Source organism: Streptomyces liliifuscus (genome assembly GCF_016598615.1).
In the GTDB taxonomy this organism is placed as follows: Bacteria; Actinomycetota; Actinomycetes; order Streptomycetales; family Streptomycetaceae; genus Streptomyces; species Streptomyces liliifuscus.
In genome coordinates this window covers 356,034-368,301 of sequence record NZ_CP066831.1, presented here as the reverse complement: position 1 = coordinate 368,301, position 12,268 = coordinate 356,034, and the positions used below count along the sequence as shown (strand labels likewise).

Annotated in this window: 12 protein-coding genes and 2 pseudogenes; 8 read left to right on the top strand and 6 right to left on the bottom strand. The window is 68.3% G+C overall.

Annotation, left to right across the window (positions count from 1 at the left end; all coding sequences use genetic code 11):
• Positions 1-53 precede the first annotated feature (53 nt).
• Entirely contained in the window at positions 54-371 is a 318-nt protein-coding gene (locus JEQ17_RS01600; RefSeq protein ID WP_200401236.1) for a putative quinol monooxygenase, read from the bottom strand.
• 272 nt (positions 372-643) lie between these two features.
• Here JEQ17_RS01600 and JEQ17_RS01595 point away from each other — a divergent pair, with 272 nt between their 5' ends.
• The 3 genes from JEQ17_RS01595 to JEQ17_RS01585 all read left to right on the top strand — a co-directional run bounded on the left by JEQ17_RS01595 (position 644) and on the right by JEQ17_RS01585 (position 3,346).
• The gene (locus tag JEQ17_RS01595) at positions 644-2,026 is read left to right on the top strand and encodes an outer membrane protein assembly factor BamB family protein (RefSeq protein WP_200393470.1); all 1,383 of its coding nucleotides are present in this window, start codon (positions 644-646) and stop codon (positions 2,024-2,026) included.
• A 162-nt stretch (positions 2,027-2,188) separates the two neighbouring features.
• On the top strand, positions 2,189-3,058 hold the full coding sequence (locus tag JEQ17_RS01590; RefSeq protein ID WP_200393469.1) for a MerR family transcriptional regulator: 870 nt from the start codon (positions 2,189-2,191) through the stop codon (positions 3,056-3,058).
• Between the two features lie 60 nt (positions 3,059-3,118).
• Positions 3,119-3,346: a hypothetical protein gene (locus tag JEQ17_RS01585; protein ID WP_200393468.1), complete on the top strand. Its 228-nt coding sequence runs from the start codon at positions 3,119-3,121 to the stop codon at positions 3,344-3,346.
• Between the two features lie 80 nt (positions 3,347-3,426).
• On the opposite strand, the gene JEQ17_RS01580 is transcribed toward JEQ17_RS01585, so the two are convergent.
• Positions 3,427-4,668, bottom strand: coding sequence for a lanthionine synthetase LanC family protein (locus JEQ17_RS01580; protein ID WP_200393467.1), 1,242 nt, complete (start codon positions 4,666-4,668; stop codon positions 3,427-3,429).
• A 312-nt stretch (positions 4,669-4,980) separates the two neighbouring features.
• On the opposite strand from JEQ17_RS01580, the gene JEQ17_RS01575 reads away from it, so the two are divergent.
• Positions 4,981-6,168 (top strand): IS110 family RNA-guided transposase, encoded by a 1,188-nt coding sequence (locus JEQ17_RS01575; protein ID WP_200393466.1) that lies wholly within the window; start codon positions 4,981-4,983, stop codon positions 6,166-6,168.
• Between the two features lie 137 nt (positions 6,169-6,305).
• Positions 6,306-7,757, top strand: a complete 1,452-nt coding sequence (locus JEQ17_RS01570) for an NF041680 family putative transposase (protein ID WP_200393465.1) — start codon at positions 6,306-6,308, stop codon at positions 7,755-7,757.
• Positions 7,758-8,072: 315 nt separating this feature from the next.
• Here the strand turns inward: JEQ17_RS01570 and JEQ17_RS50435 are convergent, their stop codons facing one another.
• Together JEQ17_RS50435 and JEQ17_RS50430 are read right to left on the bottom strand one after the other, a co-directional pair.
• Complete coding sequence (locus JEQ17_RS50435) at positions 8,073-8,195, bottom strand: hypothetical protein (protein ID WP_267924738.1); 123 nt, start codon at positions 8,193-8,195, stop codon at positions 8,073-8,075.
• 58 nt (positions 8,196-8,253) lie between these two features.
• A complete protein-coding gene (locus JEQ17_RS50430) occupies positions 8,254-8,376 on the bottom strand; it encodes a hypothetical protein (RefSeq protein WP_267924737.1) in 123 nt (40 codons plus the stop codon).
• 281 nt (positions 8,377-8,657) lie between these two features.
• On the opposite strand from JEQ17_RS50430, the gene JEQ17_RS01565 reads away from it, so the two are divergent.
• Entirely contained in the window at positions 8,658-9,587 is a 930-nt protein-coding gene (locus tag JEQ17_RS01565; protein ID WP_200393464.1) for a LysR family transcriptional regulator, read from the top strand.
• 106 nt (positions 9,588-9,693) lie between these two features.
• On the opposite strand, the gene JEQ17_RS01560 is transcribed toward JEQ17_RS01565, so the two are convergent.
• Positions 9,694-10,317, bottom strand: a complete 624-nt coding sequence (locus JEQ17_RS01560; protein WP_234047993.1) for a hypothetical protein — start codon at positions 10,315-10,317, stop codon at positions 9,694-9,696.
• Between the two features lie 555 nt (positions 10,318-10,872).
• On the opposite strand from JEQ17_RS01560, the pseudogene JEQ17_RS01555 reads away from it, so the two are divergent.
• Both JEQ17_RS01555 and JEQ17_RS01550 read left to right on the top strand, forming a co-directional pair.
• Positions 10,873-11,034, top strand: a pseudogene (locus JEQ17_RS01555) (NF041680 family putative transposase); the annotation flags it as partial.
• 95 nt (positions 11,035-11,129) lie between these two features.
• Entirely contained in the window at positions 11,130-11,405 is a 276-nt protein-coding gene (locus JEQ17_RS01550) for a hypothetical protein (protein WP_200393463.1), read from the top strand.
• A 62-nt stretch (positions 11,406-11,467) separates the two neighbouring features.
• On the opposite strand, the pseudogene JEQ17_RS49840 reads toward JEQ17_RS01550, so the two are convergent.
• Positions 11,468-11,750, bottom strand: a pseudogene (locus JEQ17_RS49840) (NF041680 family putative transposase); the annotation flags it as partial.
• Positions 11,751-12,268 lie beyond the last annotated feature (518 nt).

Below are 12,268 nucleotides of genomic sequence, written 5' to 3'. Positions count from 1 at the left end.
GGAGGCGCCGAAGCGCCGAGGCACCGGGGGCCGGGGGAGGAGGCGACAGGGGGTCAGAAAGTGGCCTTGCCGCGGACCGGGACATAGTCGGTGTACTGGGATTCCTTGGCCAGCAGTCCGTCGATCTGCGCCACGATGGCCTGGGCGGCCTCGCCGGCGAAGATCCGGTGGTGGTCCTCCTCACTGGTCCAGCCCTCGGTGACGTGGACGATGTCGGGGATGGACGCGGAGCGGGAGACGAGGTAGACGACGCAGTGTTCGCTTGCCCCGGGGCTGCCCTCGTCGAGGCCGGTCAGCAGCAGGTCGACCAGTTGGTCGCCCATTGCGGGCTTGGCGGTCAGGGTGGCGTTGAAGCCGTAGGTGGCGATCATGGCGACCTTCTTCTCGGTGAGGAAGTGGGTGATTCCATTCAACCGAGCTGACCTGCGGAAACGTTAGAACGATGCTCGCTCGCACTTGCACGATCCTCGCGTACACGGGAGTTGCAACGTAGAGACGTGCTGCAGTGGACGCGGGTTGTCCAACTCGCCTGCGACAACGGCCTGTCGACCTCCACGCCCTGTACGAGCTCGCCGAGCAACTGGCCGCGGTGGTCGACGGGTTGCTGTCGCGCGCGGCACGATGACGGTGAGAGGGGGGAACCGTGCCGGAGGATGTCGGGGACTTCGAGGACGAGGTCGTCACGCGTCTGGAGCAGGAACCCGGATCGAGGCTGTGGACCCTCACGGCACCTGGGGACAGCCTGTCGCGGCCCGTGGTCGTGGGGGACCGGGTGTACGTATCGGTCGGCGGGCGGATCAGCGCGTTCGACCTGGACACCGGCGAGGAACGGTGGCGCAGCCCGTACCGGGACACCGTGCCGCGCAGCGAGTGGACGTTCAGCGTGGCGGGCGGCTGTGTCGTGGTGCCGTGGGAGTGGACACCGCGACCGTCCCTGCCCGAGGGGGGCACGGTCACTGTCCTGGAGGCCGAGTCGGGTTCCGTACTGCGCCACATCGCCGTACCGAGGATGCTCAGCTGCGTGAGCGACGGGCGGACCGTGATCGTGGCGCACTTCACGGACCCGGACTGGGCGCTGAGCGGCTACGACGTCCTCGGCGGGGACGCGCTGTGGACGCGCCCGATGCCGTCCGGCACCCAGTATCTGCGGCTGGTGGACGGCGCGCTCGTCGTGCACAGCGACACGCTCCCGCGAGTCGAGATGGCCATCGAGAAACTGCGCTTTCACGCGTACGACCCCCGCACGGGCCGTCCCCTCTGGCACCGGGAGTTCCCCATGGCGGGCCTCCCCAAGCCGCCGCGCGGAAGCGGTGTACCGGAGCGGCTCATCTTCGTCTGGCACCGGGACGAGCGGCGGTTGACCTGGCTGTACGGCGCCACGGGGGAGGAAGCCGGCAGTCTCAAGCTCCAGGGGTATCAGTCCAGCCCGCCGCGGATCTTCGACGACGGGGAGAGCGTATGGTGCGCACCCGAGCGACGGCGTTGGGTGTACCGCTTCCCGACTCCGCCCGGCGGCCCCGGGCGACGCTTCTTTCTCCCGATCGACGACCCCGTCGCCGGTTCCTCCGACCGGGGCACCCTGGCCACGGCGGGCGGCCGGCTGTACGCGGTCGACCGCCGGCAGAGGGTCTGGACCCACCGCACCGACATCCGCCGTCTGCCCCGTGTGCCACGCCCGCTGTTCCGGGCGGGCGCGCTGGAGGCGTTACGGCCCGAATGGCGGACCATGCGCTACGAACCCCAGCTCGTGGCGGGGGATGACCATGTGTACGCCCGGGTCGAGAACGACCGGGAGCGGACGCTCGTCGCCCTGGCCGAGGGACGGGTGCTGTGGCGGCGGCCGTACTGCTCGCTGGTGCCGGCGGTGCCTTGCGGCGACCGGGTTCTGCTGATGGAGAGCACCTATTGCGTCGTACGGGAACACACCGAGGTGTCGTATCGGGGCACGCCCAGTCCCTGTCCTCAACAGCACGACCATGACCGGTTGTTGATGGCGGATGCCGGAACCGGGGCGACGGTCAGGTGATGCTACGGAGGCGGATGATGCCGACGGCGACGGCGACGGCGCTGGGTGGCCGGGTGGTGATGAGGGTTCGGCTCCCGGTGGTGTCGAGATGCGGGTTGTTGCATCTGCCGTAGCGGCATGTGGTGTCGTTGAGGCATCACTGCAAGAAAGGCTCGCCCTGCGATGTACCCCTCCGCCATGCCTCCCCGCCAGGTCAAGATCGGTGATGCCGCCGCATTCGCCGGTACCACCCCGCGCGCCATCCGCCACTACCACCAGATCGGTCTGCTGCCGGAGCCTGAGCGAGGCGGGGACGGCCGCCGCCGCTACGGCTACGACGACATGATCCGTCTGCTGTGGATCCGCAAGATGGCGGAGGCCGGAATCAGCCTGGACGACATGCGGTCCGCCTTCGACGAAGCCCGGGACATCGAGGAGATACTGAGCCGGCTGGAGGACACCCTGGCCGTTCGGGAGGCCGACATCAAGCGGCAGCATGCGGCAGTCCAGCGCCTGCAGGCCGTGGGCAGCCCCCTCGGCCTGCTCTCCCCATTGGTGACGGACCGGCTCAGCCACATACCTGCGGACGCACTGCGCCCTTCCGACCTTGACGCCCTGCTGGTCACGGAACGGATCTTCGGGCCGCTGGGAGCCGCTGTCCAGGCCAGCACCTTCATCGTGCTGGCCACCCACCCCGACCTGCGGGCCGACGCGGACCGCCTCGACGCGGCCGACGCCGCCCTCGACGACAGCGTCGATCCCCACGACCCGCGTGTCGAAGAACTCGCCGCGCAGCACTGCGCCCACCACAGGGCCCTGGACGAGGCTGTCGAGGCGGACGGGCTGGACGCGGCCGAGGAGAAGCTCTTCGAGATCTACGACGCCGACCTGACGGGCGACGAGGATGTCCGGATGAGCGCCTTCGAAGCGATCACCAAAATGCCCTACGACTTTTCCCCCGCCCGGATGCGCTGTATAGAACTCACGGGTCAACTCCTTGCCCTGGACGGCCAGGGCATCCCGGACGACCAGGGCACGCCGGACGACTGCTGATCGCCCACGGCAGGTACCGACGGACCAACTGGCCGCCTCTGCGGCTGTAGGTCTGCTGCCGTGGTCGACCGGAGTGGGCATGCCCAGCTCGGTTGCGTTCCGGTCGAGGGCGTCGATTTGGCGTGGCGGCGGGCGCAGGTGGTGTCGTGCTCCCTGCTCGGCGGAACGGTGAGTCCCTCCGTGGCCAAGCACTCGCAGCGGGAGCGGGCCTGGCTCAGCGAGAAGCTCCCCCAGTTCCGCCGGATGATCACGGGGGACGATCGGTCCGCACCGGACGCTGTTCCGTAGGAGCACCTGGGTGGGCTCATCCACTCAACAGGGCCTCGCAGTCCGCATGGTGCGCCTGGACATGGTGCCGCGCCTGGCGCTCAGGCAGTGGGTAGGTGGTCCGGGAGGGGGACGGCGTACCGCGGGTCGCGGTTCGCGGTGATGCGGGCGTGGCGCAGGAGTTCACGGATGATGCCCGCGTTGCCCATGGCCCAGCCGGTGGCGGGAGCAAGGTCGCTGGGCGTCTCCCGGTGTTCGACATTGGACCAGCGGACGCCCTCGGCGTCGGTCGTCGCGCGGGCCGCGAGGTCGGCGACGAGGATGTCGGCGAAGTCACGGCCGTCGCCGCGTTCGACCTGGCGGTCGCAGGCGAGGGCGAGGACGCCGGCGGTGCCACAGCAGCGGCCGTTGTTGTCCCAGAAGCCGGGGCGGATCCGTCGCGGGATGCCGGAGTTGACGACCGTGTGCCAGCAGCGGTCGGCGAGGGCGGGCCAGGCGGGATCGTCGGGCAGGACGTGGGTGAGCAGGCGGAACGTCTGGGCGTCGCCGGCTGGGCCGTGGCACCAGCCGTAGCTATGGCGTGTGATCCTCTCGTGCTGCTGTTGCGGGTCGGAGTACGCGACGAGGAAGCCGTCCGGGCCGGCTTCGTCGCGGGAGACGACGTCGGCGGCTCCGGCCACCGCCAGGTCGACGAGGTCGGATCGGTCGACGGCCCGGCCGACTGCAGCGAGCGCGTGGACGATGCCGAGGGTGCCGTGCGACACGTGGTGCAGGCGGGGGACCGTGCCGGCCCGAATCTCCCACTGAACGCCGGCCAGGGTGCGCTCGGCAGCGCGCGCGTAGCGGTCGACGGCCAGTTGAGCGAGGTCGAGATCGCCGCACTCCAGCGCGGCGAGCGCTATGCCGGCGTTGCCGAAGATCAGTTCGAACCAGTCGTTCCATCCTGCGCCGTCGTAGCGGGACCGCAGGACGGCCAGAGCACGGTCGGCGGCCGCCCCCGCCGCGGTGTCACCGAGCACTCGGTGCACGCCCCGCAGGGCGACAGCCATGCCGGCCACTCCCGTGTAGAGGCCGCTGTCCTCCCAGTCCTCGACCGCGTCGGCGACGCTGCGGGCACCGCGCAGAGCCATGTCCGCGTACCGATCGTCGGCGAAGTACCGCCACGCGTCGAGGAGAGCCGGCAGCACCCCCGAAGTACCGTTGTACAGCACTGGCGTGACCTGGTCGTCGGCGCGAGTGTTCGGCCAGGCCACACGGTCGTCGCTGTCACGCGCAGCCCTGATCAGCCACTCAAGGGCCCCGACAGCAAGCGACTCGGCGTCATCCGGTGCACCAGTGATCATCAGTCCAGCGTTCCACAGGGATGGGCCGCCCCACGACCCACATCAAGCGGTCTCCGGTTCAGGAACAAGCACTGAGCTTGTCCTACCTTTCAAGCGTGGGTCTGAGCTGGTCCTTCGTAAGATCAGCGGGCCCGGGGGTTCTGGGTATGGCTGTGAGCTTGTCGCCGTTCGATGGCTCAAAGAACTTGGCCGCCCGGAGCCCCGCGACGACTCGACCGCTAATTGGGATACGCGACTTGATCGCTGTGTAGGACAACGTCGGCGAGGTCGTCTGCGGGTCCGTGTGTGACGACGAACTGGCGGAGGTGACCCGTGCCCCGGATCTGGGCCGGAGTGGACATCGGCAAGGAACACCACCACTGCGTGGTGGTCGACGAGCGAGGTGAACGCCTCCTCTCCCGCCGAGTCTTCAACGACGAACAGGCTCTGCTGGAGCTCATCACAGACGTACTCACGCTGTCCGAGGACGCCCTGTGGGCGGTGGACATCAATCATGGCGGTGCCGCGCTGCTGATCGGCCTTCTGCTCAACCACCGGCAGCCGATGGTCTACATCACCGGCCTCGCCGTGCACCAGGCGTCGACGGCCTACCGCGGTCAGGGCAAGACGGATGAGAAGGACGCGTTCGTTATCGCTGATCAGGCACGCATGCGCCAAGATCTCGGTCTCCTGCGGCCCGGTGACAAGATAGCCGTCGACCTGCGCACCCTGACCGCCCGTCGCCTTGATCTGGTCAACGACCGCACCCGTCAGACCAACCGGCTGCGGGCTCAGCTGCTGGAGTTCTTCCCTGCTCTGGAGCGGGCGTTGAACTTGAGCAAGAAGGGTCCGGTCGTGCTGCTGACCGGTTACCAGGCGCCGGCCGCGATCCGCCGCAGCGGGGCCGGCCGGCTCGGAACCTGGCTGAAGAACCGCAAGGTGAAGAATGCAGCGGTGCTTGCCGAGACGGCCGTCGAGGCGGCCAAGTCGCAGCACACCGCGCTGCCGGGTGAGACTCTCGCGGGCGCCATGGTGGCCCGGATAGCCAAAGGCGTGCTGGCTCTCAACGAGGAGATCGCCGAACTCGACGCGCTCATCGAAGCCCGGTTCAACGAGCACCGACACGCGACAGTGATCCGGAGCCTGCCTGGCATGGGCTCCCTCCTCGGTGCCGAGTTCATCGCCGCAACCGGCGGAGACATGGAGGCTTTCGGCACGGCCGACCGCCTGGCGTCCTTCGCCGGCCTCTCACCCGTGCCGCGGGACTCCGGACGCGTCAGCGGCAACATGCGCCGCCCACGCCGCTACCACCGAGGCCTGCTCCGAGCCCTCTATCTCTCCGCGATGGCCAGCCTGAGAGCCTGCTCCGCCTCTCAGGCCTACTACGGACGAAAACGCAACGAGGGGAAGGGCCACAAGCAGGCCCTGCTCGCTCTGGCTCGTCGACGAGCCAATGTCTTGTGGGCCATGCTCCGCGGAACGTGTTACGAGGTCCTACCAACCGTCACAGCAGCGGCTTGACATCGTCATTGGGAAGTTCCTTATCGTCGGGCCCGGTCGTGTGCACTCTTTGGAGTGATCGCAGGGCATGAGGGCGGCCTTCCTCGTGATCCTGAACTCTGCGATGAGATCCAGGGGTTCACCAGGAAGGCCGTGGGATGAGTGTGCTGGTGCGTGCCAGCGAACGGGATACGTTCGCGGAACTGTCACGCTCTCGGACGGCCTTCTATGGGTGTCCGTCCGCGCGAGCGGATGCGTTCTTCGAACTGGCCGACGCGCTGCTGTGCGCGGACGGGCCGACACGGACGCCGGTGGAGCTGTCGCTGCTCGCTGAGCACCAGCGCGGCTACGGCTCGCTGTACGGGGCCTTGAACCACGGCCGTCTCGACGCCGATGCCCTGCGGGACCTGCTGATATCGCTGCCGATGCCACGTTTGGGCGGGCGGATCGTGCTCACCGTGGACGTCTCCCCGCAGCTGCGTTCGGACGCGGCCTGTTCGCCGGAGCGGCTGTTCTGCCCCGTCCACGGCCGCTCCAAAGCAGCCGCGCAGATCATCCCGGGCTGGCCCTACTCGTTCGTCGCCGCGCTCACTCCGGATCGCACCTCGTGGACGGCGGTGCTGGACGCGGTCCGTCTCGGGCCCGAGGACGAGGCGATCGCGGTGACCGCCCAGCAGCTCAGGCAGGTCGTGGAACGTCTGATCCGTGCGGGCCAGTGGCAGCCCGGAGACCGGGACGTGCTGGTGGTGATGGACGCCGGCTACGACGTGATGCGCCTGGCCTGGCTCCTGTCCGACCTGCCCGTCGAGCTGGTCGGACGCCTGCGCTCCGACCGCGCCCTGCGGCTGGCGAAGCCGCCGCGCGTCTACGACCCGAAGGGCGGCCGGTCACCCAAACACGGACCGGAGTTCCGCCTGGCGAGGCCGGAGACCTGGCCGGAGCCGGCGGTGGTGACCATGAACGACATGCCCCGCTACGGCAAGGCCGAGGCCCGCGCCTGGGACCGGGTCCACCCCCGGCTCACCCACCGCTCGGCCTGGATCGAACTGGACGGCGAACTCCCCCTGGTAGAGGGCACGTTGATCCGTCTCAAGGTCGACCACCTGCCCGGCGACAGGGACGCGCCACCGGTCTGGCTATGGTCCTCCGCGACCGGCGCCACCCCGGACGATGCCGACTTCATCTGGTCCTGCTGCCTGCGCAGATTCGACCCGGAGCACACGTTCCGCCTGTTCAAACAGTCCCTCGGCTGGACCCGCCCCCGGCTACGCGACCCGCAGGCCGCGGACCGGTGGACCTGGCTCGTCATCGCAGCCCACCCCCAACTCCGCCTCGCGCTCCCGCTCGCAGCCGACCAGCGCAAGCCCTGGGAGAAGACCACCCGCACCGGCACCGCGCTCACCCCGACCCGCGTCCGACGTGGGTTCAGAAACATCCGCCCTCGCCTCGGCAGTCCGGCCCGTGCACCCAAACCCACCCGGCCGGGGCCAGGACGACCACCCGGCTCCAAGAACCGGCACCCCGCCACCCGCTACGACGTGGGCAAGACCGTCAAGCGCCCCGAGACGCTCATCGCTCTGCGTGACAGTCGACGACAAGGAACAAGCTGAGCTGAAGGCGCAGGTGTGGCTGCCCGCCGACGCCAGCCGCCGCCCGCGCGCGATCGCCGCCAGCACCGGCCTTGAGCCGGAGCAGGTCCTCGCCCAGCTCGCCGACCGGGACACGCAAGACGCCAGCCGCCGGCTGACAGCCCGGCCCGCTCCTACGCTGATGGTTTCGGGGCGCTTCGCGGAAGGCGTGCGGTGCACCGCACCCTATGGTCGGGTGCGGTCAGCTTCGGACTGGTCCGCGCTGAACGAGGGCAAAGGGTCCGCCAGCAAGCTGACGGACCCTCAGACACAGTCGAGCTACTGGCGATGGCCCCTTTACGGCTGGCCCGGCGTGCCGCCGCAGCAGGCGACGGTCTGGGTCTGGTCGGCACCGGCAAAGGGTGCCACCGCGAGCACCGCGGCCAGTGCCACGAACAAGCCGAGTACGGCTCTGCGCATCACAACTCCTTGTCGAGGAGAAAACCTTGGTCCAGTACTTCCGCTGGCGAGGGCCCCGTTACCCGTGGCCGGGCATGCCGCCGCAGCAGGCGACGGTCTGGGTCTGGTCGGCACCGGCAAAGGGTGCCACCGCGAGCACCGCGGCCAGTGCCACGAACAGGCCGAGTACGGCTTTACGCATTTACTTCTCCTCGTTGAGGGGGAATGTTGTCCAGCGCTTCCGCTGGCGAGGGCCCTTTGTCAGGAGCGCCCGTGCCACCAGCAGGCGACAGTCCCCGGGCGTTGTCGGAGGACCCGGTCACTAGCCCTGCTCCGAGCTGGTGGACCGTCAGGCTGATCTGACGCCGTTGACTATCACATGGTCAGCACAGGGGTGTCATCGGACCAGGGGTACAGGATGCCTGGTGATCGATAACATGCTCGTTATCACAGCAGGTTGGAGAGTGAAAGGGGGGCTTCTCCGTGGGGGTGTCCGTATCGAAGGAACCGAGCGTTCATCAGCTTCGGCTCTTTCTCACGCTGAGCGAGGAACTCCATTTCGGGCGTGCTGCCGCGCGCTTGTTCATCACGCAACCGGCACTGAGCCAGCAGATCAGGGAGCTGGAGAATCGCCTGGGGGTACGCGTGGTGGAGCGCACGAGCCGGACGCTTACGCTCACTGAGGCAGGGCAGGTTTTGCTCCCCGAAGCCCGCGCGGCGGTCGCGGCGGTCGACCGGCTGCGACGCGTAGCCGACGCGCAGCTGCGACAGGTCTCCGGACGACTCGTCGTGGGAACCATGGGAGCCGAGGCATCCATGGCGCACACCCGTGCCGTACTCAGCCTCCTGCAAGACCGCCACCCCGAAACGACCGTGCGGCTGGTCAACCTCGCGTTCGGCGACCACCTCGCCGCGCTGGCACAGCAGGAGGCCGACGTGGTTTTCGTCCGCCCTCCGGTGACGGACGACATCGAACTGCACCACCTGGCCACCGAGCCACGCGTGGCCTGCCTCTCCACCGGGCATCCCCTGGCGATCCTGCCCCGCCTCACCCTGGCTCAGCTCTCCGGCGTTCCGGTGGTCGACATGCCCGAGCAGGTTCCGCGACTGTGGTGGGACTTCTGGGCGGTCGATCCCCGCCCCGACGGCAGCCGCGTCCGCTATGGACCGGTAGTCACCGACATGGAATCGTTGCTGCACACGGTGGCCGCCGGAGAGGCAATGTGCTTCCTGCCGAAGGCCGCCCGCGAGTACTTTCCACGCGCAGGCATCAGATACATCGACGTGGTCGATCTCACCCCCTCCACATCCGCCCTCGCCTGGCTACGGCGAAGACGTTCCGAATCCACCATCAGAGCCATCCGGCACGCTGCACACGAAGCCACGAACCGGGGCTACAGCGAAGCCATCTGACGCTTCCTGAGGCTTCGAGGTGCCGCAAATTCGATAGGTGGCGCACAGCGCCACCAGTTACGGAGCGTCACAGTTCAGAGGAACTCCCGAGACGTTGCCCGGGTGTTCATGCTTCTATGCGCAGCCAGGTGTTGCCTGCGCGGAGCCAGAGGGAACCGTCGCGGCCTTGGCCGCAGTGCATGACGACTCGACCGGGCAGCCGTAGCCGACGACGACTGGTTACTGCCCAGGTGGTGCCATTGAGCTCGGCACGTATGAGCTCGACGGACCGCTTGTTGTGGTCGCGGCGGGTGAGCACTGCCCTGTTGTCACAGACCGCGAGTCCGTCCGGGGCGGGGACGGGGCTGGGGTAGCTGGCAATGTCGCCGGTGGATGGAGTGATCCGCGTCAGGAAGGTGCCGCTGCCGGAGTACCAGACGAGCCATACCTGTTCGTTCTCGGTCGCGGCTGTGCAGCCTTCCACCGGGTGGTCGGGCAGCCGATCCCTGGGCATCCAGGAGGTCAGGCCCTGGCTGTCCCAGCCCGCGAGGCCCGCTCCCGACTCGGGGTGGCCGCCGTAGATGCCCTCATCGCCGTAAGCCGTCCAGATTCCTCCGTGGACGTCGGTGACCAAGGCGGGAATGTCATCACCGACGCAGAACTCGGCCTCAGGTGTCCCGGACGCGGAGAACACCACAGCGTTGGACGCCCAGGGCCCTTCGGTCTCGTTGCGGAACGTGCGCCCGCTCACCAGCAGGAATCGAGCATCCGGAAGCAGGGCCAAGTGACTGGGCCGAATCCGGATGTCATTCACCAGGATGCGCCGCTCCTCCTGTCCCGTGAAGGTGACCAGCTCACCCGTGAACGGGACCCGCGGCCCCCACCCGATCCACCCTTTGACGTAGCGGGTGTGATCAAGGTATTGCCGGTGGACCAACATGACCGCGAGCTCCCCGGCGGGGCCGACGCTCCACCAAAGGGCTCGGTGCCCCCGCATCGCGTCAGCAGCGGGAAGCCGCCACACGTTGTGTATCGGAGCATCGGAACCAGCAGTCAGGGGGCGGAGGTTCATTGACAGTCGCCTCCAGGACTCCGGAGCCGAGCAGCCCGAAGAGCACTACCCTACCGGCCCTTACTCGGTCGGACTCCGGTGGCAATTCGTCCAGCGGCCGTGCCATAGGACATCCGGCGTCGAAATGCTCCTCGAACTATGTCACTGACCTGGGCGTTTTCCGGAGGTTGAGGCGGCCCTCGTCTGATCGTGTGCTCCGACCAAGGTGCACCGATCAGAACGAAGGCCGTGTAGATGAGTCTGCTGCCTGACGCCGGCCCCAGGGAGGTGTCCGCGAACGCCTCACGCTTTCGGGACGACTTACTCGACTGTCCCACCGCGCGCGGGGACGAACTGTTCGAACTCGTGGACGCGTTGCTGTGCGCGGACGGTCCGGTGGCCTCGCTGGTCGACCTCAGGCCATATGGAACAAGCTGAGCTTGTTCCATATGGCCTGAGCCGCCGGAAAGTGTGCGACAAGGCCAATGCGGCCTCTGAGTAGGGTTGTGGCCATGGCCAAGGGAATGGGGCGACGGCCCAAGGCGGATCTCGACAGCGGTGTCGAGGACGCCACGATTCTCATCCTGGAATGGCTTGGCGAGCAGGGTGTGGATGCCATGATCCGGGTCGACGCGGAGCGGATGCGTGACGGTCAGCCGGCTTGGACATTCGCAGCCTCTGGTGGGCCCCTGGATGGTGGGATGAGGGCCGATGGGGCCTCGGCCGCCGAGTGCATGGGAAGGGCATTGCTTGGGTTGCGAGAAGCTGGGTTGGTCGTTCCCTTCTGAAGCCGTGTCAGCGTCTTCGCTGGTCGCGTTCGGTGATGTTTTCGGGGCGTCTGGTGGCCGCATCTAGTGGTCCTGCCGACGTCGTAGCGGGTGGCGGGGCGCCGGTTCTTCGAGCCGAGCGGCCTGTCGGGGCCGGGCCGGTTGAGTTTTGGCGCGCAGGCCGGACAGAGCAGGTTCGGGCGGAGATTCCTGAACACCCGGCGGACCCGGGCGGGGGCGAGCCGGCCTGGGTCCGCCGGCTTCTCCCACGGATGGCGAAGGTTGCCGACCAGGAGCCGGGCGAGACGGAGTTGGGTGTGTGCGGCGACGATCGGCCAGGTCCCACCGATCCGCCGCCGCAGGCGTCGCACTCTGTGTCGGCTGCCCGTCCGATCAGCCGGGTGGCGATTTCCCGCACTGGGTGCGGGACTGGCATGTCGGACAAGGCAGGTGGCGGGCCGAGTCGCGTCCCCACACCCAAGTACTCGCCTTTCGGAGCGATCAAGATCTCGCTCCCGCCCTCTGAACCCACTGACCATCCAGCTGGCCTGGCGAGGTACTGCCTTGCCCAGGCCGCCACCGCGGCGAACGCAGCTCAGGAGCACGTAACTGACCGGCGTCCCGCCCGGGAGGTGGACACTCTGCTGCGGCTCGCAGAAGCACTCATCGCTGGTGGCTGCCTGGCGCTTGACCTTGCTGCGGCCAGCCGGGCTCGCAGGAGGAGAGGCTCAGTCAGGGCGCACGCCTCAGGAGCGCGATCTCCGCAGCGGCAGGGTGGGGGAATCCCCCCGCCGGATACGGAGACAGGCCCCATCGCGGCTGCCCAACCCCTTTAGGAGACTCACGGTGTTCGGGATGAATCGGACCGTGGGTTCTGTCGAGGG

Coding starts and splice junctions, on each gene's coding strand:
- JEQ17_RS01600 (WP_200401236.1), bottom strand. CDS start 371: ATGATCGCCACCTACGGCTTCAACGCCACCCTGACCGCCAAGCCCGCA.
- JEQ17_RS01590 (WP_200393469.1), top strand. CDS start 2,189: ATGTACCCCTCCGCCATGCCTCCCCGCCAGGTCAAGATCGGTGATGCC.
- JEQ17_RS01580 (WP_200393467.1), bottom strand. CDS start 4,668: ATGATCACTGGTGCACCGGATGACGCCGAGTCGCTTGCTGTCGGGGCC.
- JEQ17_RS01570 (WP_200393465.1), top strand. CDS start 6,306: ATGAGTGTGCTGGTGCGTGCCAGCGAACGGGATACGTTCGCGGAACTG.
- JEQ17_RS50435 (WP_267924738.1), bottom strand. CDS start 8,195: ATGCGCAGAGCCGTACTCGGCTTGTTCGTGGCACTGGCCGCGGTGCTC.
- JEQ17_RS50430 (WP_267924737.1), bottom strand. CDS start 8,376: ATGCGTAAAGCCGTACTCGGCCTGTTCGTGGCACTGGCCGCGGTGCTC.
- JEQ17_RS01550 (WP_200393463.1), top strand. CDS start 11,130: ATGGCCAAGGGAATGGGGCGACGGCCCAAGGCGGATCTCGACAGCGGT.